This is a genomic window from Dechloromonas sp. HYN0024, assembly GCF_003441615.1.
In the GTDB taxonomy this organism is placed as follows: domain Bacteria; phylum Pseudomonadota; class Gammaproteobacteria; order Burkholderiales; family Rhodocyclaceae; genus Azonexus.
Genome location: NZ_CP031842.1, coordinates 2,869,853 through 2,894,485, shown reverse-complemented (window position 1 = coordinate 2,894,485; position 24,633 = coordinate 2,869,853). Strand labels below are relative to the sequence as shown.

Here is a 24,633-nt window from a genome sequence, read left to right as displayed (position 1 = left end):
TCGCATGACCCTGATTGATCCTGTTCTGTTGAAGGCCCGCCTGGGCGACCTGGCGGGTCGTTTTGACGTCGATGCTCTGGACGTGTGCGACTCGACCAACAGCGAACTGATGCGCCGGGCCGAGGCGGGCGCGCCCTCGGGCACGGTCGTCGTCGCTGACCGGCAAAGAGCCGGCCGGGGGCGGCGCGGGCGAAGCTGGTTGTCTTCGCCCGAATCCAGTCTGACTTTTTCCCTGCTTTGGCGTTTCGCCGGCCACCCGGCCAGCTTGAGTGGCCTGTCGCTGGCGGTTGGCGTCGGTCTGGTGCGGGCGATGGAAAGTCTTGGCGCGCAAGGCCTTTGTCTCAAATGGCCGAACGATGTATTGCTCCGTACCGGTCAGGATTTTGCCAAGCTGGCCGGCATCCTGATCGAACTGTCGTCTGACCGGCGCGGCATGCAGACAATCATCGGTATCGGTCTCAACCTGTCGCCGCCCGTTGGCGATCTGCCACAGCCGGCAGCCGGTGTAAGCCAGGCCGGCCTCGGGCCAATAGACCGGCATGATGTGCTGGCGGCCATTCTCACCCATTTGGCCGGGGTGCTCGACCGGTTTTCGGTGCGCGGCTTTGCCGGACTGAAAGACGAATGGCAGCGTCTGCATGCTTGGCAGGATCAGGCGGTGCAACTTTTCGGCGAAGGCGAGGTGACCAAAGCCGGGCGCTGTCTGGGCGTCGATGACGATGGTGCTCTGCTGCTCGAAACGGAAATTGGCCTTGAGCGCATATTTTCCGGTGATGTCAGCCTGCGCCCCGCAGGAACTACCATCGGTGAGGGCTGCCCATGATCATCTGCCTGGATAGTGGCAATAGCCGCATCAAATGGGGTGTGCACGACGGTGACCGTTGGCTTGCCCAGGGGGCTGTCACCCACGCCGACAGTGGCCAATTGGCGCAGCTGCCCGTCGACTGGCCGACGCCTGACAAGGTGATGCTGGCCAACGTGGCCGGGGTCGAAGCGGGCGGCCGGATTCGCCAGCATCTTGCCGCGTGGCAGGGAGTTTTTGTCGAAGCTCGCTCGGAAGCCAGCCGCTGCGGCGTTACCAGTCATTACCGTAATCCCGGGCAACTTGGCGTCGACCGTTGGTGTGCGCTGATGGGCGCCCGTGGTCTGAGCCAGAGTGCGGCCATCGTCGTCATGGCCGGTACGGCGACAACCATCGATACGCTGGATGCCGACGGCAACTTTCTCGGCGGCCTGATCCTGCCGGGCGGCGAACTGATGCGGCGCTCGCTGGCTGCCGATACGGCTGCTCTGCCCTTTGCCAATGGTGGCCATGCGACCTATCCACGCTGTACTGACGATGCCATCGTCAGTGGCACCATCGAGGCGCAGGTCGGGGCCATTGAGCGCGCCTGGCAGCGGTTGGGGAATATCGACAAGGTCTGCCTGCTGTCCGGGGGCAATGCCGCCAGTCTGGCGCCCCATCTGTCAATTCGATGGCGCTCGGTCGATAACCTGCCGATGGAAGGCCTGCTCCGTCTGGCGCTTGCGGCCTGAGGCTTGAACAAACCACGGCGAGCGGTGACAATCCCCTGTCATTGCCCCACCTCCGGGAGATTCCATGTTCGATCCGGTCATCAGTAGTCTGCCCGCCTTTGCCGGCTATTTCGCGACGGCCATCGGCCTGCTTGCCGTCTTTGTCGTGCTCTACGTCTTTGTCACCCCCTATAGCGAATTGCAGTTGATCCGCGAGGGCAATGTCGCGGCGGCCATCAGCCTGGCCGGGGCCATCGTCGGTTATGCGCTGCCCATTGCTGTCGCCGTGGTCACCAGCCACAACATCGAGGTGATGATCGGCTGGGGCATCGTTGCCTGCGTCGTCCAGTTGACCACCTACGTCGTGGCGCGTCTGGCCTTGCCACAGATCAATCTCAATATTCCCCAGGGCAAGATCGCCTCGGGAATATTCCTCGCCTCACTTTCTCTCGGTATCGGCATCCTCAATGCCGGCTGCATTGCCTGACCTTCCAAGGAGACTCCAATGGCCCTGATGGACTTCATCAAGAAGCAGTTTATCGACATTCTGCAATGGACCGAGGAGGGCGACGGCACGCTGGCCTGGCGCTTCCCGATGGCCGAAATGGAAATCCAGAACGGGGCCAGCCTGACCGTGCGCGATACGCAGGTGGCGATGTTCGTCAACGAAGGCCAGGTCGCCGATGTCTTTGCCCCTGGTATGTACCGGTTGACGACGCAGACCCTGCCGGTCCTGACCTATCTGAAAAACTGGGACAAGCTGTTCGAATCGCCGTTCAAGTCGGATGTTTACTTCTTCTCGACGCGCACCCAGATTGATCAGAAGTGGGGGACGCCCAACCCGATCACCATTCGCGACAAGGAATTCGGCGTCGTCCGTCTACGTGCCTTCGGCATCTATTCATATCACCTGACCGACGCCAAGACGTTCTACCAGAAGATTTCCGGCACCCGCGACAGCTATGGCCGTGAAGAACTCGAGGGCCAGTTGCGCAATACCCTGGTCGCCGGCCTGACCGACCTGTTCGGCGAATCCGGCGTGGCGTTCATCGACATGGCGGCCAATCAGGACGAGTTCGGCAAGGCGATGCAGGCCAAGGCTGCACCGATGTTTGCCGAATATGGGTTGATGCTCGATTCGCTGGTCGTCCAGAACGTTTCGCTGCCGGAAGAGTTGCAAAAGGTTCTCGACCAGAAGATCGGCATGAACATGATTGGCGACATGCAACGCTATACCCAGTATCAGGTCGCCAACAGCATCCCGGATGCGGCCAAGAACGAGGGCGGCATGGCGGCGATGGGGGTAGGACTCGGTGCTGGTGTCGGTTTTGGTCAGGTCGTCGGGCAGGTCATGGGTGCCGCCTTGCAGCCGGCTTCGGCGGCTGGCAGTGTGAGTGCCGACGAGGTCGTGGCGACGCTGGAAAAACTGCACGGTCTGGTCGAAAAAGGCATCCTGAGTCAGGCCGAGTTCGACGCCAAAAAGGCGGAGCTGCTCAAAAAACTGAGCTGACCGCTAACCCGTGTCCGTCAGTGCATCATGCCCTTCCTGCGGGGCGCCGGTTGTCTTCAAATCGGCGTCCTCGGTCTTTGCTGTCTGTGAGTACTGCCAGAGCACGCTGGTTCGCCACGACCAGAATCTGGAAGACATCGGCAAGATGGCGGCGCTGGTCGACGACCGCTCGCCGCTGCAACTGGGGGTAGAAGGGCGCTACAAGGGCGTCCATTTCGCCCTCATCGGACGCATCCAGATCAAGTATGGCCAGGGTTTGTGGAATGAATGGCATCTGTTGTTCGATGACATGCGGACCGGATGGCTGACGGAGGCGGGTGGAGAGTATGTGCTCACTTTTGCGGAGTTCGTCGGGGAGGCGCTGCCGGCCTTTGCTGACCTGACCATTGGCCAGCGCTTCGTTCTGGCCAGCCAGACGTGGACGGTAAGCAATGTTGAAAACGCCGAGTGCGTCGCCGGGCAGGGCGAGTTGCCATTCAAGGTCGGGGCCGGCTACCCGGTGGCGACGGTCGACCTGAGAAATCAGGCCAGCTTCGCCACCCTCGATTATTCCGAAACACCCCCCCTGTTTTTTGTCGGCGAAGTCGTTGATTTCGCATCGTTGCAGATGAATGGCCTGCGTGACGGGATGGCGCTTCCGACGGTGACCGTGCAGGCGCAGGTTTTCCGTTGTCCGGCCTGTGGTTCGCCGATGTCGGCCAGGTCTGCCGAGATTCTGTCGGTCGGTTGTGTGGCCTGCGGCGCAGTGGTCGATACTGCCGACCCGAATCACCGGGTGCTGACGACGGCGCTGGGTGTCCGCAACCCCATCTATGAGCCGCGTTTGCCATTGGGGACCACGGGTCGGCTGGACGGCAGCCCGGTCGAAGTCATTGGCTTTCTCGTCAGGCAGACCCGGGTCGATGGCATTTCTTACGACTGGCGCGAATATCTGCTGGCGGCCGGACACGGGACCTATCGCTGGCTGACCGAATACAACGGCCACTGGAATATCGCCGATAGCTTGTCGAGACCGCCCAGCGTCAGCCATGTCATCGAAGTCGATAGCATCCGTTTCGGCGGCCAGCGTTTCAAGCATTTCTCGACAACTCAGGCCGCCGAGGTGGTCCAGGTCAGCGGCGAGTTCACGTGGCGAGTCAGGCGGGGGGAAACGGCCCGTATTGTCGACTATGTGGCGCCACCCCTCATGCTGTCGAGCGAATCGACCGGCACCGATCTCAACTGGTCACAGAGCCGCTATGTCGAGCCAGCCGTTATCGCCGAGGCCTTCAGCTTGCCCGAAGCGCTACCCGGGCCGGTCGGTGTCTTTGCCAACCAGATCAATCCATGGGCCAAAAACAGCGAGCGGGTGTGGGTGCTGTTCTGGAAATTCGTGCTGGCCGTGGTCCTGATCCAGGCGTGGTTTGTCTTTTTTGCCGGCGGCAAGTTGTTGCTGCGCCAGGAGTTCATGTTTGATCCAAAGATGGCCGGAGAGGTGCAGACCCGCGAATTCGAGATCACCGGAAAGGCGCGCAAGATTGCCGTCAAGAACCTTACGTCGCTCGACAACAACTGGATCGGCCTCGACCTGATGCTGGTTAACAAGGCGACTGGCGCTGTCTGGCCGACCTCGCAGGCCTTGTCTTTCTACAGTGGCTACGACGGTGGTTCGTGGTCGGAAGGCAGCCGCGAGGACGAGGTGGTTTTCCGCAATATTCCCCCGGGCACCTATTACCTGACCGTCGATCCCGACATGGCACCGGAAAAACCTGTCGTCGTGCGCGACACGGTGGAAGTACACATCGCCGGGGCCGGCTGGTCCAATTTTGTGATGGTGATTATTTTTCTTCTGGTTTTTCCGGTTTTCAGCGCCTTACGTCAGGCTGCCTTCGAGGCGCGGCGCTGGGCCGAAAGTGATCACCCGCCGGTGCATGGTGGCGACGCGAGCGGAGACGATTGATGTTCACCAAAATCAACCTGCTGGCCGGTATCTTTGCCGTACTGCTTTTTGCTTACGCCCAACTGGAAGGCTGGAACATGTTCGACAACGAGGCGCGGTCGGCGCATGGGGGTTCCGGCGGCTCTGGTGGCAGTAGCCGGACCTATCACAAGTAGTGGGCTAGTCGCCGCCGCAACCGCCCCCGCATCCCCCGCCATCGGACGACACGGCATCGCCGCCACAGCCGCCGCCACAGCCGATATGGCTGGCGCAATAAGCGGATCCGACGCCAGCGCCTTGGGCGGCCAGGCAGTCGAGTTGATACACGAAGCCGCCGCTGATGCCCAGCGCCGCATCGAGCGCGAACAGGCGGGGCAGGCGATCCGGCTTTTTCGGGTCGATTTTCTCGCTGGCGCAGGCCAGTCGCCAGGCGCGTTTCAGGCCATCGCTCGCCTGCGTCGGGGTGCTCATTGCCTCGGCCGGGGTGTGGTGCAGAAAACGGCCAAAAGCGTGGCGGCAGAACTTGTCGTACTGGCGGGTGAACAGGATGAATTCATGCCAGGCTTCGTCCACCGCCTGCGAGGGCATGGCCACCATGCGCCGGCCCGCCTTGCGGCAAAGCTGGAAGTAATCGACCAGCCCGGCGAAAACCTCGGCGCGCTGTGCGGCCGTCAGTTCGGGTCGGCATGCCGCCAGTCGCTGGTCGATCAGGCGCTGGTAGGGAAAGGCGGCAATGTAGGCCGCCCGCCGCTGACGGATCCAGGCTCGCCAGAGCAGTGCGGCGACCAGCGCCAGCAGTCCGATAACGATGAGCTTGCCCATGCTCAGCCGTTGACGTCAAAGCAAAGGTATTTGATTTCCAGATAGTCCTCGATGCCGTATTTCGAGCCTTCACGGCCGAGGCCGGATTGCTTGATACCGCCGAAGGGTGCGACCTCGTTGGAGATCATCCCGGTATTGACGCCAACCATGCCGTATTCGAGGGCCTCGCCGACGCGCCAGCAACGGCCGACGTCGCGGCTGAAGAAATAGGCGGCCAGCCCGAACTCGGTGTCGTTGGCCATGGCGATGGCTTCCGCTTCGGTCTCGAATCGGAAAATCGGGGCAACCGGGCCGAAGGTTTCCTCGCGGGCGACCTTCATGGCGGTTGTTACATCGGCCAGCACGGTCGGCTGGAAGAAGTTGCCGCCGCGTTCGTGGCGGGTGCCACCGCACAGGACGCGGGCCCCCTTGCTGAGCGCATCGGCGACATGATCCTCAACCTTGGCCAGTCCGGCAGCATTGATCAGCGGGCCTTGCGCGACCCCGGCCTCGGTGCCGTTGCCGACCTTGAGGCTGCGTGCCTTGTCGGCAAACTTCCGGGCGAACTCCTCGTAGATGCCCGATTGCACCAGAAAGCGGTTGGCGCACACGCAGGTCTGGCCGGTGTTACGGTATTTGGCGGCGAGCGCGCCGTCGACCGCAGCGTCGACATCGGCATCGTTGAAGACGATGAAAGGCGCATTCCCGCCCAGTTCCAGCGACAGTTTCTTGATGGTCGGCGCACACTGTGCCATGAGCAGGCGACCGACCCCGGTCGAGCCGGTAAACGATAGCTTGCGGACGATGGGGTTGGCGCACAGTTCGCCGCCGATAGCAGCCGGCTGGCCGGTCACGACGTTGAAGACACCGGCCGGGAAGCCGGCCTGCTCGGCCAGTACGGCCAGGGCCAGGGCGCTCAAGGGCGTCGCTTCGGCCGGCTTGACGACCACCGGGCAACCGGCCGCCAGCGCCGGTGCCACCTTGCGGGTGATCATGGCGAGCGGGAAGTTCCACGGGGTAATCGCCGCACACACCCCAATCGGCTGTTTGATGACGATCAGGCGGGTATTCCAAGCCGGGCTGGGGATGCTTTCACCGTAGGTGCGCTTGCCCTCTTCGGCAAACCATTCGATGAAGGAGGCTCCGTAAATGACCTCGCCCTTGGCTTCGGCCAGGGGTTTGCCGCATTCGGCGGTAATCAGTTGAGCGAGATCGTCGGCATTGTCCAGAATCAGGCGGTTCCAGGCCTGCAGCAACTGTGCCCGACGGCGGGCCGTGAGCGCCCGCCAGGCCGGCCAGGCGGCATTGGCCGCGGCAATCGCCCGCTGCGTTTCAGCGGCACCGCATAGGGGAACATCGGCCAGCTTGTCCCCGGTCGCCGGGTTGGTGACGGCCAGCAGCGCACCATCGTCGGCATTGACCCAATGTCCGCCGATCAGGTTGGTTGACCGGAGCAACTGTGTGTTCTGTAAGTTCATGGCCTTGAAAATTCCTGTAGAAACGGTAAGTTGAAGATTATTCGAAGAAAGCACCCTGACTTGATGCGCCTTTCCGCCCTCATCCCGATATTGCTGTCCGCTTTGTTCCTGGCCGCCTGTAGCGGCCCCTCGCCGCGTTCAGGCGACACGCCGGAAACTATAACGCAAGCCTCGCTGCCGGTCAGTGGAAAGGGCCATGAAGTCGTTTTCTACGCCTTGGGCCTGATCGATACCGACTATCGCTTTGGCGGCCGCAATCCCGAAGCCGGGCTGGATTGCAGCGGCATGGTCAGCTATATCTACGACCGGGCGGCCGGGCTCAAGGTGCAGGGCAGCGCCGCCGACATCGCCCGCAATGGCCGACCGATTGCGCGGGGCGAACTGCGGCCGGGCGACCTGGTCTTCTTCAATACCCTGAATCGTCCGCTGTCGCATGTCGGCATCTATATCGGCGATGCCCGCTTCATTCATGCGCCGTCGACCAACGGCAAGGTACGCATCGACCGGCTGAGCGACAGCTATTTCGCCCGGCGCTTTGAAACGGCGCGAACCTATTTCGATTGATTGGCCAGCCATCGCTGGCGACGGGGTCTTCTGCCGGGCGTGCGTTATGGCGCATTGCGCCGTTACCTCAATATATTTCCGACATGGACGCGAGGCGGCTGTGAAGGGTAGAATACGCCCCTCCCAGGCGCCCGTAGCTCAGCTGGATAGAGTACTGCCCTCCGAAGGCAGGGGTCGGACGTTCGAATCGTCTCGGGCGCGCCATGAATTCAACGGGTTAGGTGATTGTTACCTAGCCCGTTTTCATTTTGTGACCATACTGTGACTAATCTGAGACCAGTATGTGACTACGTTCGCAATGAACGTTTCGGGAATCTCGAAAAACGACTACTGCCTGCTGTGAGCGTGTAAGAATTTTTGTGTAAACGGTCACCCGGCAGGAAACTGCCACATTGCCAGGAGCGATGATGACCGTAGGAAAGAAAGCAGTACCCAAAGAGTTGCTGGATAGCCTGTTGGCTGATTACCGGAAGCCGGAAGACCTGATTGGTGAGAATGGGTTGCTCAAGCAACTCACCAAGCTGCTGGTTGAGAAGGCGCTGGAAGTTGAGATGGCTGATCATCTCGGCCACGGCAAGAATGAGCCGGTGGAGAACACCGCCGGCAATACCCGTAATGGCAAGAGTAAGAAGACGCTGAAAGGGGAGTTCGGGGCATTGCCGATAGAGGTTCCCCGCGACCGCCAAGGCACTTTCGAGCCGCAGCTAATCCCAAAGCACCAGACCCGCTGGACAGGCTTTGACGACAAGATTCTGTCGCTATACGCCCGTGGCATGACGGTCCGTGAAATCCAGTCGCATCTGGAAGAGATGTACGGCACGGAGGTGTCGCCCACCCTGATTTCGTCAGTCACCGATGCGGTCATTGAAGAGGCTAAGGCCTGGCAATCACGACCACTGGATGCGCTGTACCCGATCGTCTATCTGGACTGCATTCACGTCAAAGTCAGGGATGGCAGTGTGCGCGTCAAAGCCGTGTATCTGGCCATCGGACTCAACATGGCGGGCGAGAAGGAAGTTCTCGGTCTGTGGATCGCCCAGACGGAAGGCGCCAAGTTCTGGCTGCAGGTGGTCACCGAACTCAAGAATCGTGGCGTCCAGGATATCTTCATTGCCTGCGTCGATGGGTTGAAGGGCTTTCCGGAAGCCATCGAGGCCGTCTATCCCCATGCAGCCGTTCAACTGTGCATCGTCCATATGGTCCGGCACAGCCTGAACTACGTTTCCTGGAAGATGCGTAAAGATGTTGCTGCTGACCTCAAACGGATATACAGCTGTGCCACCGCCGACGAAGCAGAACAGATGCTCGGAGAGTTTGAGGGCAAATGGGACGATGCCTACCTGCCCATCAGCCAGTCCTGGCGCCGGAACTGGCCGCGCATAACGCCGTTCTTTGACTACCCGCCGGAGATCCGGAAAGTCATCTACACGACCAATGCGATTGAATCAGTGAACATGAGCCTGCGGAAAATCACCAAGAACCGGGGCTCCTTTCCGAGCGATGAGGCGCTGATGAAACTCTTCTATCTGGCACTCCGCAACATCAGCCAGAAATGGACCATGCCCATTCGCGATTGGAAAGCAGCACTGACCCGATTTACTATCCAGTTCGAAGACCGGATGAATAACGTTTAACTCAAACCCCGTTTACACAAAATTCCGGACACGCCCTATTTACGCCATTTTCAACCAAATTATTCATATTGTAAACGTACTATACGTTCATGGATGGAGTTTCCTCCGAAGGGTCTCGGGCGCGCCAATATTCAATGACTTAGGCCACTCCATGTGGCCTTTTTCATGTCCGTATGGTTTGGCCTACGTCGCCGCCTTGCCCTGTATCGGCAGCCAGACCCGGAAGCAGGTACCCTGGCCAAGGGTGCTGGTGACATCCATGTGGCCGCCATGTTTCTTGACGATGATGTCGTAGGTGATCGACAGGCCGAGCCCGGTGCCTTTGCCGACCGGTTTGGTCGTGAAGAAGGGCTCGAATATCCGGTTGCGCACGGCTTCACTCATGCCCTGGCCGGTGTCCTCGATTTCAAACCACACCTGATCACTTTCGCTTCCTGTACGAACGAAAATCTTGCCCTGCTTTTCAATGGCCTGGGCGGCATTGACCAGCAGGTTCATGATGACCTGATTGATCTGGGCCGGGATGCAATCGACCTGGGGTATGTTGCCCAGCTCGCGGACGATTTCCGCCTTGTACTTGAGTTCATTCCAGACCACATTGAGCGTACTTTCAATCGCCGCGTTGAGATCGGCGAATTGCTGCGCTTCGGCCTGGTCGACGTGGGAGAAATCTTTGAGGTTCTTGACGATCTTGGTGACCCGGTTAAGACCTTCCTGCGATTCGGTGACCAGTGAGGGCAGGTCTTCGCGCAGGAACTCGATATCCGCTTTCTTGCGGGCTGCGGAAATTTCCTCCGGGTTGCCCCCTTCGTAGGCGCTGATGATGTCCAGCAACTGGGAAACGTAAGACTTGAGTGTCCCCAGATTGGAATTGACAAAGCCGACCGGGTTGTTGATTTCGTGGGCGACGCCGGCTGCCAGTTGACCGATGGCGGCCATTTTTTCGGATTGCAGAAGTTGTTGTTGAGCTTGTTCGACCTTGTGCAGCAGTTCCTTCAGTTCCTTTTGTTCGTTGGCTAACTGAATGTTGGCGCTGGCCAGTGCGGCGGTACGATCCTGGACCCGTTCTTCAAGGCTTTCGTTTATTTTTCCCAGCGTTCGGTTTTGGTCGGAAAGTAGCGCATAGAGCCGTGAAAGCGCGCCGAGAAGAATGGCTGTTCCCGGATCTTCTGCCTTTTTCTCGGCCTCGAAGGCGGCGCTGGCAGTCAGACCATTTTGCAGGCTGCTCATTTGGCGAGCCATCGCCTGGTCTTCGCCGAGAATATGTACGGTCAGCCAGGCTGCAAGAAAGCCGTGCACCGCCTCTGCGGGCTTGTCGATGGCAGCGCGGGATTTCCAGAGGCTGACCAGTTGTTCGACAAACTGCCGATGGTGGCTTATATGCTCGTCGCGGTGGCGTGGATCGACGGCCAATTCGCCCATCATTTTTTCTTCGTCGGAGAAATGGTGCCGGGCATACTCCGCAAGGCTACGGAAGAGTTCCTGCAACCGTTCTTCGGATACATCGCCGAGAAGCAGTTCGCTACCCAGCATATTGACCGCTTCGACTAAATGCTTGTGCTGTGTGTCGACGAGAGGAATGCCGGTTTCGAACCGGGTGTCCCAAACAAATGCATCCATATCAATATTCTCCTGTCATCGGACCGAGAACCCGAAGAATTTCATCCGGGGTAGTTGCGCCAGCCTGTACCCGTTCAACGGCGTGATGGACAATGTTACGCAGTCCCCGCCCCCTGGCTTGACGGCTGATTTCAAGAACGCTGGCGCCACTGCCAATGCAGTCGCGCAGTGCATCATCAAGGGTCAGGATTTCGTAAATGCCGACGCGTCCCTTGTAGCCGCTCCCATGGCAGGCATTGCAGCCTTCCCCGCGCCGGATTTCTTTAACTTCAGCGAAAGCGCTGCCCAGTCGATTCAGTATGGCAGGGTCCGGCTTCGCGGGCTGGCTGCAGGCTGGGCATACGTTGCGTACCAGGCGCTGGGCGATGATGCCTTCCAGCGCGGTAGCGACGACATAGGGCTTGAGGCCAAGATCGAAGAGGCGGGCAATGGTCGCGACGGCCGAGTTGGTATGCAGCGTCGAATAGACCAGGTGGCCGGTCAGGGCGGCGTGAAAAGCGACTTCGGCCGTGTCGAAGTCGCGGATTTCGCCGAGCAGGATGACGTCCGGATCCTGGCGGAGCAGGGCGCGCAGGACGGCGGGGAAGGTCAGGCCGATCTTTTCCCGGATGAGCACCTGGCCGGCCATGTCGAGGTAGTACTCGACCGGGTCTTCGATGGTGACGTAGTTCTTGTCCGGGGTGGCGTCGTGCTGGAGCAGCGAATAGAGTGTTGTCGTCTTGCCGCTGCCGGTCGGGCCGGTAGCGAGGATGATGCCTTGGGGCTTGGCGACCATGTCGGTGACGCGCAGCAAGTCGTTGCTCGAGAAGCCGAGTTTCTCGATGGTGTGCACTGTCGAATTGCGGTCGAGGATGCGCATGACGACTTTTTCGCCATTGATCGTCGGCAGGGTGGAAATCCGCAGGTCGACCATGCGCATCGGCGTCTTGACGGTGATGCGGCCATCCTGCGGGCGACGGCGCTCGGAGATGTCAAGCTCCGACATGATCTTCAGGCGCGACACCAGCGACTGATGCAGATGGTGTGGGATATGAATCTTGTCGGAGAGCACGCCGTCGATACGATAGCGCACGATAACGCTCTTGGTGCGGGGCTGTATGTGGATGTCGGAAGCACCGAGGCGGATTGCTTCGAGAATGATGGCGTTGGCCAGACGGATGGCCGGCGGTGTCTCGGTGTCGCGGAGCAGGTCTTCGAGCTTGGCGGCATCTTCCTCCTCGATGACGATCTCGATGCCTTCGTAGGGGTCAGGCGAGCTGACCAGGGTTTCCAGCTCCTTGAAGTCGACTTCGCCACCACCGTAAATCTCGTCGACTTTCTTGCGGATCGCTGCGATGTCGGCGGTTACCGCGTTGATGTCGAGACCGGCGGTGAAGCGGACTTCATCGATCAGGCCTTCATCGAGCGGGTCGGCCATAGCCAGCAGCAGTCGGCGGCCTTCCAGCTTGAGCGGGACCACCGCCTGGCGCATGCAGAAACTGCGCGGAATCAGATCAGTCAGGGCCGAATCGACGCTGAATTCCGAGAGCTGGACTTCCTCGATCATCATGTCGATCTTGAGCAGATCGCGGATACGGCGCTCCGCCACCCATTCCTTTTCCAGCAGTATGGTGATCAGCGGCTCCTTGCGCCGTTCCTGGAGCATGGTCAGTTCCTGCAACTGGGCATCGGTGAGCAGCTTTTTCTTGTGCAGCATGATGCCGAGCCGGCTGTGGTGTGTCGCGGCGAGCCGCGACAGGGCAGAGATTTCCTTCGACTTCAGCTCGTTCTCTGCCTTCAGGCTACGGTTGCGGGTGATCAGGTCGAACTGCTCAAGGGCCAGGGCGACGGTGACGCGCAGGTCGTCATCGTTCCACGGTTTGAGGATAAATTTGTAGACGGCACCTTCGTTGATGGCGCCCATGACGGCATCGGTATTGGCATGGCCGGTGAGCATGATGCGGATGGTGTCCGGCGACTGCTTTTTGACTTCCTGCAAAAACTGCGCGCCGTTCATGCCGGGCATCATGAAATCGCTGATCACCAGATGGATCGTTCCCGTGGCGAACTTCTCCAGACCCTCCTTGGCACTCCAGGCAGTGAGGACCTCATAGTTTTCCTGATGGAAGACCCGGCTGAGCGCCTTGACGATGCCCGGTTCATCATCGACAAAGAGCAGACGGTAGCGCGGCGGCGTCAGGTGGGTGGCCGGTGCCTGCGGGGCGGCGGTCTTGCCGGTAAATAGCGACGAATAATCGGTCATGGCGGGGTCGGGAAAAACAGGGTTACGGTGGTGCCGACATCCGGCTGGCTGTCGAGGCTGATGCGGCCGCTGTGGGCCTGCACGACGTTGCGTGCCGTGGCCAGCCCGAGTCCGACACCGGCCCCGACCGGTCGTGTCGTATAGAACGGTTCGAAGGCGTGTTCGATCTGCTCCTTGTTCATGCCGATACCGTTGTCGTGAATGCGGATGTGGATGCCTTCGTCGTCGGCCTCCGAGGCAATCCTGACTTCGCCCGGGCGTCCGGCATCCTTGATGGCCAGTACGCCATTGCGCAGGATGTTGAAAAACAGCTGGTTGATATGCCCCGGCAGGCAGACGATGCTGGGCAGGGGCAGCAGATCGAAATGGAAGCCAATGCCGGCCGGCGTCTGTGTTTCCAGCATGTGGACGGCTTCGTGCAGGCAATTGTTGAGGTCGGTATATTCTTCGGCGGCTCGGTCAATATTGGAAAAGGCCTTGAGGTCGGCGACGATGCGGGCAATGCGCTCCATCCCCTTGGCGCTGTCGTGCAGCAGGTCGATGCTGTCTTCGAGAATGAAATCGAGATCAAGGGCCTGCCAGCTTTCGGCCGCCGGGCCGGAAGCGGCTTTCAGATCGGCAAACTTGCCGAGATATTTCTCGAAGGTGCTCAGGTTGCTGCGCACAAAGCCGAGCGGATTGTTGATTTCGTGGGCCATGCCGGCCGCCAGTTGGCCGACCGAGGCAAGTTTCTCTGCCTCGTAGAGCATCTGCTGGCGTTCTTCCAGCTGGCTGACCTGCTTCTTGACGCGGCTTTCGAGTTCGGCCGAGAGGGTCTTGTAGCGGGCTTCGGATTCGCTGAGGCGGGCATGTTCGCGCTTGAGCGACTCGAAATCCTCGGCCACGGCTTCGAGGTGCAGGGTCGATGCCATCTTGAAACGGATCTGGGCGCGCAGCAGGGTCAGGAGCAGATTGCGGGCGGCCGTCAGTGCGGCGGCGGGGGCGGTGCAGCTGAGCAAGTAGCCGACCGCTTCGAGTTCGAGGATCAGCGGTTCCCGGCGGGCCTCGGGCGAAGGCTCCCCCCAGAGCGGCTTGCCGGCCTCATCGGTCAGGGCGAAATCGCCGCCGAGCAACGCCCTGAGCGCCGGGCCGATTTTTTCTTGGCTGGTGGCGTCGAGCAGTTCATCCAGTTTCCACTCGCGGTCAAAGCCCAGGCTCATGCCGATTTCCCCAGGGCCCCGGCAACGAAGGCGTTTTCATTGAGGCCGTGCCGGGAGAGCAGTTCCAGACTTTCGCCAAAGTTCCGGTACACGGCGCGCAAGAGCAGTTCGAAGGTCGATTCGATACCTTGCCCGGTCAAGGCGATGGCAAAGACCAGCGGCCATGGCGCGGCTGACCAGCGTTCGCGGATTTCGGCCTCGGGTACGGCATTGGGCAGGTCGCATTTGTTGAACTGGACGACCATCGGCAAATGTTCGAAATCGAGGCCGACGCGGGCGCAGTTGGCGGACAGACTCTGGAAGGATTCGCCATTGTTGGTTTCCTGGGCGCGATCAGCGTCGGCGACGAAGACCACGCCATCGGCACGTGACAGGACCGCCTTGCGCGTGCCGTCATGGGCGACCTGTCCGGGGACGGTGAATAGCCGGAACTTGATAAGCAGACCGGAGGGGGCGCGAAAACCGAGGGGCAGGAGATCGAAGAAAAGCGTGCGGTCGTCCTTGGTCTCCATGGTCATCAGCTCGCCCTTCATTTCCGGGGCAAGGAGGTCGTGCAGACGCAGCAGGTTGGTCGTCTTGCCGCTCTGCGCCGGGCCGTAATAGACCAGTTTGAAGGTCAGGTGCTGGGCATCGCTTTCGGGCATGGCCAGTCAGTCCTTGCGCTGAAACTCGGGATCGAGAATGACGGAACCGTCCGGGCCCCAATTTACGTCGGTGATCCCCGGTTCAATGTGCTCCAGCCGTTCCGCTTCCAATTGCTCGGGTGTGATGTCGCCCATTTCAAGGCGGACCAGATTGGCCAGCTGGCGGTTCTCCAGCATCAGGTCGCGATGGGCCAGCGCCTGGCCGATGGCCGACATCAGTTCATAGTCGTTCCACGGCTTGCCGATGAAGCGGTCGATGCCGACTTCATTGACGGCGCGGACCAGGGCATTGAGATCGGCGTAGCCGGAGAGGATCAGGCGGGCGGCATCGGGCTGGATGTCCTTGGCCGCCTTGAGGAATTCGATGCCATCCATGCCGGGCATCCGGTAGTCGCTCATGAACAGGTCGAACTCGTCGTGGCGCGCCGCTTCGAGCGCGGCTTCCGGTGAATTGAAATCGGCAATTTCCAGCGTGTAGCTCTTGTTGCCATAGGTGCACGGGGCGAGGCGCAGGACGCGCTTGAGTGCCTTGAGGATGGAATCCTCATCGTCAACGATCAGGATGCGGCTCATTTTTCCTCCTGGCGAACATGGAGCATCAATTTGGTTTGTTCTGCATCTTCCATCCTGATCAGTTGCCCGATGACTTCGGCCGTCAGTACAGCACCCTTGGCGAGCAGCAGGTAGCCGTCCCGGTGTACAAAGTCACGACTGAGCACCATGCCGGGCTTGAGCAGCAGGGGCCGGAAGGGCACCTCAATGGTGGTCGGCTTGCTGCTCTCGGTAAGCAGGGCAATGAAGGCATCGATCACTGCCGGGTCATAGCGCTTGCCGCGATTCTCGATGAGGTACTTCTGGGCTTCGGCCGGCTTGAGCGGACGCTGGACGAGGGTGCCAATAAGCAGCGAGTCATAGTCGTTGACCACTTGCAGAATCCGGCTGCCCAGTGGAATGGCATGGCCGACGAGGTGGTCGGGATAACCGTTGCCATCGAATGATTCATGATGATGGCGGACGAAGAGCGCCGCCTCCTTGAACTTGTCGATGCCCATCAGGACGTTCTGGCCGATGACCGGATGCTTGACGACGAGCGCCCGCTGTTCGGGCGTCAGTGTGTTGAAGGGCTTGGTCAGAAGGTCGTCGGGCAGGCCGAGCTTGCCGATGTCGTGCAAGAGGCCGGCCAGCATGATGTTCTGCTTCTCGACATCAGACAGGCCGAGACGCTGGGCGACGCTGCGCGCATGCTCGGCGACCCGCCGGCCGTGGCCGGAAATCTGGCTGCCGACGGTGCCATTGCGCAGTTCGATCAGGCCGGAAAAGACCTGGACGCTGGTCAGGAACGACTTTTTAAGTTCGCTGTGCGACTGCTCGACAAAAGCCAGCGCCTGGCTCACTTCGGCCGTACGTTCGGCGACTTTCTGCTCGAGGCCGGCGTTGAGTTCCTTCAACTGCTCGTTCTGGGCCTGGGCAAGCTGGGTCAGGCGCTCGTTTTCATATTTGAGGCGCTGATGTTCGATGGCTTCTCTGACAATGGTGACGATTTCGTTGTCGTCCCACGGCTTGGAAATGTAGCGATAGATTTCACCCTGGTTGATGGCAGCGACCGTCGACGTGATATCGGCATAACCGGTGAGCAGGATGCGGGTCACGGCCGGCCAGCGCGAACGGACTTCCTTGAGGAAAGTGGCGCCATCCATTTCGGGCATGCGCATGTCGGAAACGACGAGGTCGATGTGTTCCTTTTCGAGGATTTCCAGCCCGGCGGCACCGCCTTCGGCAATGAAAATCTGGTAACCGTGTGGCCGGAACAGGCGACGCAAGGCAGAAAGAATACCCGGTTCGTCATCAACAAAGAGCAGAACGGGAGCGGCCAAAGTCTCGCTCATGAAGATATCTCCGGATTTTGAATGGCAGCTTTCTGGGCTGGGTTGATGGGTAAGAGGACGCGGAAAGTGGCACCCCGACCGAGGACGCTGTCGACCTCGAGGCGTCCTCCGTGTCGCTGCACTATGCCATAGGAGAGTGACAGCCCGAGGCCGGTCCCCTTGCCGACCGGTTTGGTCGTGAAGAAGGGTTCGAAAATCCGCGTCATGTGCTCCGGGGCAATGCCTTTACCGGTGTCGCTGATTTCAATGCAGACCGTGTCGGCATCCTGGCGGAAGGTGCGAATGGTGATCGTGCCCTGCGTTTCAATGGCGTGTCCGGCATTGACCAGAAGGTTCATGAAAACCTGGTTGAGCTGTGAAATGAGGCAGAACAAATGGGGAATGTCGCCATATTCCTTGATCACCTTGGCCTTGTACTTGAGCTCGTTCCAGACGATGTTGAGGGTCGAGTCAATGCCTTCGTGGAGATCTGCTTCCTGCCACTCCTGTTCGCCAACCCGCGAGAAGTTCTTGAGGTCGAGCACGATCTTGCGTACGCGGCCAAGGCCATCCTTGGATTCGGCAAGAAGGTTGAAAATGTCGTCCTTGAGGAAGGCGAAGTCGTGCTGTTCCTTCAGTTGCCGGATGGAGTCTTCGTAGAGACTGGCTTCGCCGGATCGGGCGAGCATCCGGTCGTAGCCGTCGATGATGGCCAGGAGGTCGTGGATGTAGCCGTCCAGTGTCCCCAGGTTGGAATGGACAAAGCCGATCGGATTATTGAGTTCGTGGGCCACGCCAGCCGCCAGCTGACCGATCGAGGCCATTTTTTCAGATTGCATCAACTGGTTGTTGGCTTCTTCCAGGCGCTTGTTGAGTTGCTTCTGTTGTTTCAGGGCGTCGCTGAGTTCTTGCTGCTGCTGTTTGCGCTCGCTGATGTCGGTGAGAACACCGTCGAAAAATGCCGGGCGGCCATCGGCGTCGCGCACCACGCGGGTCCGGTCAGCGACCCAGATCACCTTGCTCTGTGCGGTCAGCAAGCGATATTCGAGGTCGTATCCAGTCGCTGCGGAGACCTCTTGGCGGGCTATTTCGGCGGCAATCCGGGGCTGGTCGTCGGGGTGGATCAGATCGCCAAAGGCGGGGTTGCCGGCGACCAGGTCGCTGGCCTGATAGCCCCACTGCACGACATTCTCCGAGATAAAGGTCACCGGCCGGCCGGGGCTGGCTGACCAGCGGAAGAAGACCACCGGGCTGGCATTGACTACCTGCATGGCCAGGTCGAGCGCGTCGGCCGGACGTTCCCGGCCTACCGGTGCCGGCTGACTACGGCGCATGCTCAGTCTCCTTGGCCTTGCGGAAGGCTTCGCGTATCTGTTCGCGCAGAATGTCGTCATCCCACGGTTTGGTCAGGAACTTGTAGATGGCGCCGCGATTGATCGCGCCGGTTACCGATTCGAGGTCGGTGTAGCCGGTCAGGACAATGCGCAGGGTGTCCGGATAAAGCTGGCGAACCCGGGCAAAGAACTCGGTGCCCGACATTTCCGGCATGCGCTGGTCGGAGAGGATCACCTGTACCGGCTGTTTGGCCAGATGCTCGAAGGCCTCTGCCGGCGACTGGGCGGTCAGGATGTTGAAACTCTCGCGGCGCAGCAGTCGGGTCAGGGCGGTGAGGATGTTTCGTTCGTCGTCGACAATGAGCAGCGTCTGCTGGCTTTCCTGCAGCTTGTCGTTGAATTGCATGCGCTTGCCGCTGGCCAGCAATTGCTCGAATTCGGCGGCCGGCACCGGGCGACTGAACAAATAACCCTGCATGGCGTCGCACCGCCGGCTGCGCAGGAAGCTGGCCTGTGCCTCGGTTTCGACGCCTTCAGCCAGTACCGAGAGATTGAGGCTGCGAGCGAGAACGATGGCGGCGTTGGCAATGGCGGCATTGACCGGATTTTCGGTGATGTCGCGGACGAAGCTTTGGTCAATCTTGATCTTGTCGAAGGGAAAACGGGAGATATAGGCCAGTGATGAATAGCCGGTACCAAAATCGTCGAGCGAAATCTTGATGCCGAGCGACTTCAGCGCCCGGCACTGGATAATCGCCTCGTCGACCTCGTCGATCAGGGCGCTTTCGGTAATTTCGAGCTCGAGTGCGCCGGCCGGCAGCCCGGTCTCGGTCAGGCACTGGCTGACTATGCCGACCAGGTTGGCCTGACGAAACTGGCGTGACGAGAGGTTGACCGCAATGCGCAGGCTGGCCAGTCCAAGGTCGAGCCACTGGCGGACCTGCCGGCAGGCGGTGCGCAATACCCATTCGCCGATCGGCAGGATCAGCCCGGTTTCTTCGGCAATCGGGATGAACTCGGCCGGAGAGACCGGACCGAATGCCGGGGTGGTCCACCGCAGCAAGGCCTCCATGCCGATCATGTTGCCGGTGTCGAGGCTGATCTGGGGCTGGTAATAGACGGTCAGTTCATTGTTTTGCAGGGCCTGGCGCAGGGCGGCTTCCAGTCCGAGGCGGCGACTGGCGTCGGCGTCCATTTCCGGCGAATAGAAGCGGAAGGTGTTTTGCCCGCAGGCCTTGGCACGGACCAGGGCAGCATCGGCGCACTTCATGATGGTATCGATGTCGTTGCCGTCGCGCGGCGCCACGCTGACGCCAATGCAGGCCGAGATGGTGATCGAATGGCCGCCCACGTCGAAAGGCTCGGCAATGGCATCAAGCATGCGCTGGGCGAGGGCGATGGCATCCCGTTCCTGTCCGAGGCTGGCCATTACGAAGCCGAATTCATTGCTCGACCGGCGACCGACAGTGTCGCCGTCGCGCACCTGCAGATTGAGCCGGCGGGCGACCTCGACCAAGATGCCGTCGCCAATGGGCGGGCCCAGCGTGTCGTTGATGAAGCGGAAGCGGTCAAGGTCAAGCAGGATCACCGCCGTTTCCCGGTTGAAGCGGTGCGCGCTGATCAGTGATTGCCCGAGACGGTCAGCAAACAGGCTGCGGTTGGGCAGCTTGGTCAGCGGATCGAAGCTTGAAAGATACTGGATGCGCTCGGCTGCCGCATGACGCTCGGAAAGGTCGCTGAAGATGCCGACATAATTGCTCAGGCGTCCCGCCGCATCGTGTACGGCCGAAATGCTCAGCCATTCGGAGATCAGTTCACCATCCTTGCGGCGGTTGGTGATCTCGCCCTGCCATTTGCCATGGCGGTTGATGTTGTCCCACATGTCACTATAGAACTCGGCACCATGGACGCCGGACTGAAGCATGTTCGGGGTTTTGCCGTAGGTTTCGCTGGCGCAGTACCCGCTGACCTTGGAAAAAGCCTGGTTGGTGAGCAAAATCCGGCGGTTGGCATCGGTGATGCAGATGCCATCGCTGATGCCGGTGAATACGACCGATGACAGGCGATGTTCGGCTTCGGCCATCTTGCGTCGGCTGATGTCGGCCATCGTGCCCAGGCTCAGGGCTGGCTTTCCGTGGGCGTCGCGCTGCAGTATCCGGCCGCGGACTTCCATCCACACCCAGTGGCCATCGGCGTGGCGCATGCGGACTTCTTCAACATGAATTTCATCACCCGAGGCAGCCCCGCCTTCAAGGGCCAATCCCATGGTCGCCCGGTCTTCCGGGTGGATCAGTTCGAGGCTGGCGGCGATCGTCGACGGCCCCCCGTCCAGGCCGAGAATGCGTGACAGGCTGGGGCTCCAGTTGTTGCTGCCGACAGCGTGATCGTATTCCCAGGTGCCGAAGCCGGAGGTGGCCAGAGCGACTTGCAGGCGGGCTTCGAGGGCGATGTTTTCGGCTGTCCGGCGGGCGACTTCTTCTTCCAGCCAGGCCTTTTGTCCGGCCATCATGTCGCGGGCCCGCTTTAGTTCCAGTTGGGACTTGACGCGAATGCCGAGGACGGCGGGATTGATCGGCTTGGTGATGTAGTCGACAGCACCTTCCTCGATGCCCTGTTCTTCGTTCTCCGGACTATCGAGGGCGGTTACGAAAATGACCGGGATGTCATGCGTTTCCTGGTCGGCACGCAGGGCCTGGAGAACGGCGTGGCCGTCCATGCCGGGCATCATGACATCGAGCAGGACCAGATCGGGGTGAGGGTCGAGCCGGGCGTAGCGCAGGGCCACCGGGCCGCTGTTGGCGACGCGCACATCAACGCCCAGTTCGCTGATCATTTCGGATATGGCGCTAAGGTTGTCGGGCACATCGTCAACGATCAGAACGACGGGCTTGCCCGGTCTTTGAGTCTGGCTCATCCCGCATGCTCTCCACGTGCTTCGTTCATGAACGGTAGTCTCCCTCCTCAAGCGCGCTGACACAAGGAATTCCATGCGCGCCGAAGAAAAAAATCAGCTTATCAGCCTTTTTATTCTTTCTATCAGTGGCGGTGTCGCATCAAAGTCGAACAGGGCGATCTTCTGGCGCAGTTGCTCGCACTCGGCCGGACAATGCTGGGATAGCTGGGCTTGCAGGCGGGTGAACTGGCGGGTCGCCTCAATGTCGCCACTGGCTAGCAGTGCCGCCAGGACGTCGAGTTTGGGCAGGAGGTCGGCGGCACCGGCCGGCGCGGCTGCCGCGCTATCCGGCAATGGCGCGGCGGCGGCTGGCTGGCTATGTCTGGACGGCAGATATTTCGCAAGTAGCGCATACAACTGGTCAGGCGGGGCTGGCTTGCCGAGGAAGTCGGTCATTCCCGCATCCATGCAGCGTTGCCTGTCCTCTTCAAAGGCGTTGGCCGTGAGCGCCACGATGGGGATTGAGTCGCCACCAGCGAGGGCGCGAATTTCCCGGGTGGCGTCCAGTCCGTTGAGTTCCGGCATCTGGATGTCCATCAGGATCAGATCAAAGCCAGACAGTTTGTACTGGTCGACGGCCTGTAAACCATTTTCGGCGGTGACGACATCGAGTCCGATACTGGTCAACAGTTCGACGACGATGTCGCGATTGATCTGGTCATCTTCGACCACCAGAACACGGCCGCGCAGCGGCTTCGCAGGCAGCGTGGCCGGGGCGGGTGGGCTGGCTGATTCTTGGTGGGCCAGGCCCAGGCGGGCGGTGATCCAGAAGCGGCTGCCGACGCCAGGTGTGCTGTCTACGCCGACTTGGCCCCCCATCAGCTCGGCGAGGTGGCGGGCGATGGCCAGACCCAGGCCGGTGCCGCCAAAACGCCGGTTGGTAGCGCTGTCGAGTTGTTCGAAGGCGTTGAACAGGCGGGCGGTATCTTCGGGGCGGATGCCGATGCCGGTATCGCTGACGGTGAACCGGCAGTTGACGTGCTCACCCTCAATACCCAGCAATTCGCCTTCGATGGCGATCTCGCCCTCTTCGGTGAACTTGAGTGCATTGCTGCTGAAGTTGAGCAGCACCTGACGCAGGCGGGTAACGTCGCCCATTGCCCGCTCCGGCAATCCATCGTCCTTGATCCGTACGGTCAGGCCCTTGCCGCTGGCCCGGTCGCGAATCATCGCGCCAACGTTCTGGAGGACTTCGGCCGGCGAAAACTCTCGGCTTTCGAGCACCAGCTTGCCCGCTTCAATTTTTGACAGGTCGAGAATGTCGTTGATGATCTGGAGCAGATGCTGCGCGGCTGTCGATACCTTGTTCAGCTTTTCGCGCTGTTCCGGTTGCAGCGGGCTTTGCCCGAGCAGGTAGTTGAGGCCGATGATGGCGTTCATCGGGGTGCGGATTTCGTGACTCATGTTGGCCAGAAATTCCGATTTGGCCTGGTTGGCGGAGTCGGCCTTGTCTCTGGCTACGGCGAGTTCGTGGGTGCGTTGCTCGACCAGTATTTCAAGGTGTCGGCGGTGGGCGGAGAGTTCGGCCTCATTGCGCCGTTGTTCCGTGATGTCTTCCTTGACGGCCACATAATGGGTGACCCGTCCGCTACTGTCGCGAACCGGAGAAATGGTTGCCAGCTCGAGGTAGTGCGAACCATCCTTGCGCCGGTTGATGAATTCGCCGCGCCAGACCTTGCCGGCCAGTAGTGCCGGCCACATTTGCCGATAGGTTTCTGGTGGCGTCTGGCCGGACTGGAGAATTTTCGGGGTCTGGCCGATGATCTCGGTCGCCGTATAGCCGCTGGCCAGGGTAAACGCCTCATTGACGAAGATGATTCTGGCATCTAGATCGGTGATCACGATACTGGCCGGGCTTTGCTCAACCGCCGTCGACAGCCGGCGCATACCTTCCTCGGTATTGGCCAGCTGGATATTGAGGGCGCGCAGTTCGATCATCTGTGCCTGGCGTTCGCGTTCGGCATCCTTGCGCCGGGTGACGTCGATGGTCATGCCGCCCAGCAGCTTGTTGCCACTGCCATCGTCGACGACGAATTTGGTGGTTTCGTAATCCCGGCCGTTAAGGTTTTCTTCAATGACCTTGCTGATGCCGGTGGAGAGGACTTCCCTGTCTTCGTTGGAGATTTTTTCGCCGAACTCGCCGGGAAACGCTTCCTGGGTGGTCTTGCCGATCAGTTCGTCCGGGTCGATGCCGAGCAGGGTTTTGAATCCCCGGTTGGCGACCAGAGTGCGTGCATCGGCATCCTTGACATAAGCCAATCCGGGGAAATGGTCGATGAAGTGCTGAAGGATGAACAAGGAGCGAAGGTTGGCCTCCTCTTTCTCCCGGATTTGCCGATCGAAGGCTTGTTGCCGGCGTTGGTAGAGGAATAGCAGGAGCGCGCAAATACTGGCCAGAAGGAGAAAAGACAGGATGCGGTGGGTTGTCTCGGATTGCCACGGGGCGAAAATATCCTCGACGTCGCGTGCCGCGCCAACGATCAGTGGCGCCGACATGTGCAGCATCTCTGGTTGCAGGGTGCGCATTGACATCATCCGCTCGCGGCCGATCGAGAATGAGCGGCCGGTCATCAGGCTGGCCGGCTGGGCGCTATCCATGTGCCGACGGAAAAAAGAACCAGGGACATCGACCGACTGACCCTGGGGACATTATTCTGCTCCGGAAAGAGAATCAGGATCTTGCCCTTGCCATGGGCCACCGAGAGTGTCGCATCGGGGCCGGCATGGATCGAGGCGAGCATGGTGCGCATGCTCTCGCTATCGAGGGTGGCCGTGACCAGGCCGGCAAATTCCCCCTGCGGCCCGCTGATCATGCGGCCGACGATGATGGTGTAGGCACCCAGGGTGGTGACGAAGGGTTCGCTCAGATACAGCGTCTCAGCCTTGGGGTTCGTCAGGAAGGCCTTGAAGTATTCCCGCTGGGAAAAATTCTTTCCCGGCAGTTCTGGCTGGTTGCTGACCAGCGCGGTGCCGCTGGCATCAAAGACGGCCAGGGTGCGGATACCCTCAAGCGCCTGGGCCAGTGTCTCCATTTCCCGGGTGATAACGGCTTTTCCATCCGGTTGGGTGAGTTGCCGGGGTGCCGTGTCGCGGAGCTTGTCGAGTACCACGCTGATCGAGCGAAGTCGGCGCTCCATTTCTTCGGCAGCGATCAGGCTGTGGTTTTCCAGCCGGCTCGTCGCTTCATTCTCGATACGGCGGCGCGATGTCAGCTGGTCAAAGCCGATTTCCGCTCCGAGAAGCAGCAGGCCCAGTCCCAGCGCCAGCCATTGCCGGCCGAAACGATGCCGGGGAAAAGCGAGGGGCGAAGTGGCGGGGCTGACCGGGGTGAGGGCAGGAGGTGTCACGACAGCTTT

At 60.4% G+C, this 24,633-nt stretch carries 20 protein-coding genes and 1 tRNA gene; 9 read left to right on the top strand and 12 right to left on the bottom strand.

From position 1 onward, the window contains the following. The first annotated feature begins 4 nt into the window (after positions 1-4). The 6 genes from HYN24_RS13915 (at position 5) to HYN24_RS15980 (ending at position 5,119) form a co-directional block, all read left to right on the top strand. Complete coding sequence (locus HYN24_RS13915) at positions 5-823, top strand: biotin--[acetyl-CoA-carboxylase] ligase (RefSeq protein ID WP_117609808.1); 819 nt, start codon at positions 5-7, stop codon at positions 821-823. Then, a complete protein-coding gene (locus tag HYN24_RS13910; protein WP_117609807.1) occupies positions 820-1,536 on the top strand; it encodes a type III pantothenate kinase in 717 nt (238 codons plus the stop codon). Before HYN24_RS13915 ends, HYN24_RS13910 begins: the two co-directional genes overlap by 4 nt. A gap of 64 nt (positions 1,537-1,600) precedes the next feature. Further along, on the top strand, positions 1,601-2,002 hold the full coding sequence (locus tag HYN24_RS13905) for a DUF350 domain-containing protein (protein ID WP_117609806.1): 402 nt from the start codon (positions 1,601-1,603) through the stop codon (positions 2,000-2,002). Positions 2,003-2,020: 18 nt separating this feature from the next. Beyond that, positions 2,021-3,025 carry an SPFH domain-containing protein gene (locus HYN24_RS13900; RefSeq protein WP_117609805.1) on the top strand — a complete coding sequence of 335 codons (1,005 nt, stop codon included), beginning with the start codon at positions 2,021-2,023 and terminating at the stop codon, positions 3,023-3,025. Positions 3,026-3,035: 10 nt separating this feature from the next. Beyond that, the gene (locus HYN24_RS13895) at positions 3,036-4,964 is read left to right on the top strand and encodes a DUF4178 domain-containing protein (protein ID WP_117609804.1); all 1,929 of its coding nucleotides are present in this window, start codon (positions 3,036-3,038) and stop codon (positions 4,962-4,964) included. Next, positions 4,964-5,119, top strand: coding sequence for a hypothetical protein (locus tag HYN24_RS15980; protein ID WP_162888748.1), 156 nt, complete (start codon positions 4,964-4,966; stop codon positions 5,117-5,119). The genes HYN24_RS13895 and HYN24_RS15980 overlap by 1 nt, the downstream gene beginning before the upstream one ends. Positions 5,120-5,123: 4 nt before the next feature. On the opposite strand, the gene HYN24_RS13890 is transcribed toward HYN24_RS15980, so the two are convergent. Next, a complete protein-coding gene (locus HYN24_RS13890; protein ID WP_117609803.1) occupies positions 5,124-5,765 on the bottom strand; it encodes a hypothetical protein in 642 nt (213 codons plus the stop codon). A gap of 2 nt (positions 5,766-5,767) precedes the next feature. Further along, complete coding sequence (locus HYN24_RS13885) at positions 5,768-7,222, bottom strand: NAD-dependent succinate-semialdehyde dehydrogenase (RefSeq protein ID WP_117609802.1); 1,455 nt, start codon at positions 7,220-7,222, stop codon at positions 5,768-5,770. Positions 7,223-7,285: 63 nt separating this feature from the next. On the opposite strand from HYN24_RS13885, the gene HYN24_RS13880 reads away from it, so the two are divergent. From HYN24_RS13880 to HYN24_RS13870, 3 genes are all read left to right on the top strand, one after another. Then, on the top strand, positions 7,286-7,786 hold the full coding sequence (locus HYN24_RS13880) for a C40 family peptidase (RefSeq protein ID WP_117609801.1): 501 nt from the start codon (positions 7,286-7,288) through the stop codon (positions 7,784-7,786). A 127-nt stretch (positions 7,787-7,913) separates the two neighbouring features. Continuing rightward, positions 7,914-7,990, top strand: a tRNA-Arg gene (locus HYN24_RS13875). 203 nt (positions 7,991-8,193) lie between these two features. Next, positions 8,194-9,420 (top strand): IS256 family transposase, encoded by a 1,227-nt coding sequence (locus HYN24_RS13870; RefSeq protein ID WP_117610312.1) that lies wholly within the window; start codon positions 8,194-8,196, stop codon positions 9,418-9,420. A 183-nt stretch (positions 9,421-9,603) separates the two neighbouring features. Here the strand turns inward: HYN24_RS13870 and HYN24_RS13865 are convergent, their stop codons facing one another. The 10 genes from HYN24_RS13865 to HYN24_RS13820 form a co-directional block, all read right to left on the bottom strand. Continuing rightward, on the bottom strand, positions 9,604-11,040 hold the full coding sequence (locus tag HYN24_RS13865) for a hemerythrin domain-containing protein (protein ID WP_117609800.1): 1,437 nt from the start codon (positions 11,038-11,040) through the stop codon (positions 9,604-9,606). A 1-nt stretch (position 11,041) separates the two neighbouring features. Continuing rightward, entirely contained in the window at positions 11,042-13,282 is a 2,241-nt protein-coding gene (locus HYN24_RS13860) for an ATPase, T2SS/T4P/T4SS family (protein WP_117609799.1), read from the bottom strand. Next, positions 13,279-14,481, bottom strand: a complete 1,203-nt coding sequence (locus HYN24_RS13855; RefSeq protein WP_117609798.1) for a sensor histidine kinase — start codon at positions 14,479-14,481, stop codon at positions 13,279-13,281. The genes HYN24_RS13860 and HYN24_RS13855 overlap by 4 nt, the downstream gene beginning before the upstream one ends. Continuing rightward, the gene (locus HYN24_RS13850; RefSeq protein ID WP_117609797.1) at positions 14,478-15,125 is read right to left on the bottom strand and encodes an ATP/GTP-binding protein; all 648 of its coding nucleotides are present in this window, start codon (positions 15,123-15,125) and stop codon (positions 14,478-14,480) included. The genes HYN24_RS13855 and HYN24_RS13850 overlap by 4 nt, the downstream gene beginning before the upstream one ends. 6 nt (positions 15,126-15,131) lie before the next feature. Then, the gene (locus tag HYN24_RS13845) at positions 15,132-15,698 is read right to left on the bottom strand and encodes a response regulator (protein WP_117609796.1); all 567 of its coding nucleotides are present in this window, start codon (positions 15,696-15,698) and stop codon (positions 15,132-15,134) included. Next, the gene (locus HYN24_RS13840) at positions 15,695-17,011 is read right to left on the bottom strand and encodes an HD domain-containing phosphohydrolase (RefSeq protein ID WP_117609795.1); all 1,317 of its coding nucleotides are present in this window, start codon (positions 17,009-17,011) and stop codon (positions 15,695-15,697) included. The genes HYN24_RS13845 and HYN24_RS13840 overlap by 4 nt, the downstream gene beginning before the upstream one ends. Beyond that, positions 17,008-18,324 carry an ATP-binding protein gene (locus HYN24_RS13835; protein WP_162888747.1) on the bottom strand — a complete coding sequence of 439 codons (1,317 nt, stop codon included), beginning with the start codon at positions 18,322-18,324 and terminating at the stop codon, positions 17,008-17,010. The genes HYN24_RS13840 and HYN24_RS13835 overlap by 4 nt, the downstream gene beginning before the upstream one ends. Further along, positions 18,314-21,238, bottom strand: a complete 2,925-nt coding sequence (locus tag HYN24_RS13830; RefSeq protein WP_162888746.1) for an EAL domain-containing protein — start codon at positions 21,236-21,238, stop codon at positions 18,314-18,316. Before HYN24_RS13830 ends, HYN24_RS13835 begins: the two co-directional genes overlap by 11 nt. A 93-nt stretch (positions 21,239-21,331) precedes the next feature. Then, a complete protein-coding gene (locus HYN24_RS13825) occupies positions 21,332-23,875 on the bottom strand; it encodes a PAS domain-containing protein (RefSeq protein ID WP_117609792.1) in 2,544 nt (847 codons plus the stop codon). Next, positions 23,848-24,624, bottom strand: a complete 777-nt coding sequence (locus HYN24_RS13820) for a hypothetical protein (RefSeq protein ID WP_117609791.1) — start codon at positions 24,622-24,624, stop codon at positions 23,848-23,850. Before HYN24_RS13820 ends, HYN24_RS13825 begins: the two co-directional genes overlap by 28 nt. Between the last annotated feature and the right edge of the window lie 9 nt (positions 24,625-24,633).

What these genes read in the sequence shown, in the direction of transcription:
- HYN24_RS13910 (WP_117609807.1), top strand. Translation starts at nt 820, where the DNA reads ATGATCATCTGCCTGGATAGTGGCAATAGCCGCATCAAATGGGGTGTG.
- HYN24_RS13880 (WP_117609801.1), top strand. Translation starts at nt 7,286, where the DNA reads ATGCGCCTTTCCGCCCTCATCCCGATATTGCTGTCCGCTTTGTTCCTG.
- HYN24_RS13865 (WP_117609800.1), bottom strand. Translation starts at nt 11,040, where the DNA reads ATGGATGCATTTGTTTGGGACACCCGGTTCGAAACCGGCATTCCTCTC.
- HYN24_RS13885 (WP_117609802.1), bottom strand. Translation starts at nt 7,222, where the DNA reads ATGAACTTACAGAACACACAGTTGCTCCGGTCAACCAACCTGATCGGC.
- HYN24_RS13870 (WP_117610312.1), top strand. Translation starts at nt 8,194, where the DNA reads ATGACCGTAGGAAAGAAAGCAGTACCCAAAGAGTTGCTGGATAGCCTG.
- HYN24_RS13850 (WP_117609797.1), bottom strand. Translation starts at nt 15,125, where the DNA reads ATGCCCGAAAGCGATGCCCAGCACCTGACCTTCAAACTGGTCTATTAC.
- HYN24_RS13825 (WP_117609792.1), bottom strand. Translation starts at nt 23,875, where the DNA reads ATGGATAGCGCCCAGCCGGCCAGCCTGATGACCGGCCGCTCATTCTCG.
- HYN24_RS13845 (WP_117609796.1), bottom strand. Translation starts at nt 15,698, where the DNA reads ATGAGCCGCATCCTGATCGTTGACGATGAGGATTCCATCCTCAAGGCA.
- HYN24_RS13835 (WP_162888747.1), bottom strand. Translation starts at nt 18,324, where the DNA reads ATGCGCCGTAGTCAGCCGGCACCGGTAGGCCGGGAACGTCCGGCCGAC.
- HYN24_RS13855 (WP_117609798.1), bottom strand. Translation starts at nt 14,481, where the DNA reads ATGAGCCTGGGCTTTGACCGCGAGTGGAAACTGGATGAACTGCTCGAC.
- HYN24_RS13860 (WP_117609799.1), bottom strand. Translation starts at nt 13,282, where the DNA reads ATGACCGATTATTCGTCGCTATTTACCGGCAAGACCGCCGCCCCGCAG.
- HYN24_RS15980 (WP_162888748.1), top strand. Translation starts at nt 4,964, where the DNA reads ATGTTCACCAAAATCAACCTGCTGGCCGGTATCTTTGCCGTACTGCTT.
- HYN24_RS13890 (WP_117609803.1), bottom strand. Translation starts at nt 5,765, where the DNA reads ATGGGCAAGCTCATCGTTATCGGACTGCTGGCGCTGGTCGCCGCACTG.
- HYN24_RS13915 (WP_117609808.1), top strand. Translation starts at nt 5, where the DNA reads ATGACCCTGATTGATCCTGTTCTGTTGAAGGCCCGCCTGGGCGACCTG.
- HYN24_RS13905 (WP_117609806.1), top strand. Translation starts at nt 1,601, where the DNA reads ATGTTCGATCCGGTCATCAGTAGTCTGCCCGCCTTTGCCGGCTATTTC.
- HYN24_RS13830 (WP_162888746.1), bottom strand. Translation starts at nt 21,238, where the DNA reads ATGAGCCAGACTCAAAGACCGGGCAAGCCCGTCGTTCTGATCGTTGAC.
- HYN24_RS13840 (WP_117609795.1), bottom strand. Translation starts at nt 17,011, where the DNA reads ATGAGCGAGACTTTGGCCGCTCCCGTTCTGCTCTTTGTTGATGACGAA.
- HYN24_RS13900 (WP_117609805.1), top strand. Translation starts at nt 2,021, where the DNA reads ATGGCCCTGATGGACTTCATCAAGAAGCAGTTTATCGACATTCTGCAA.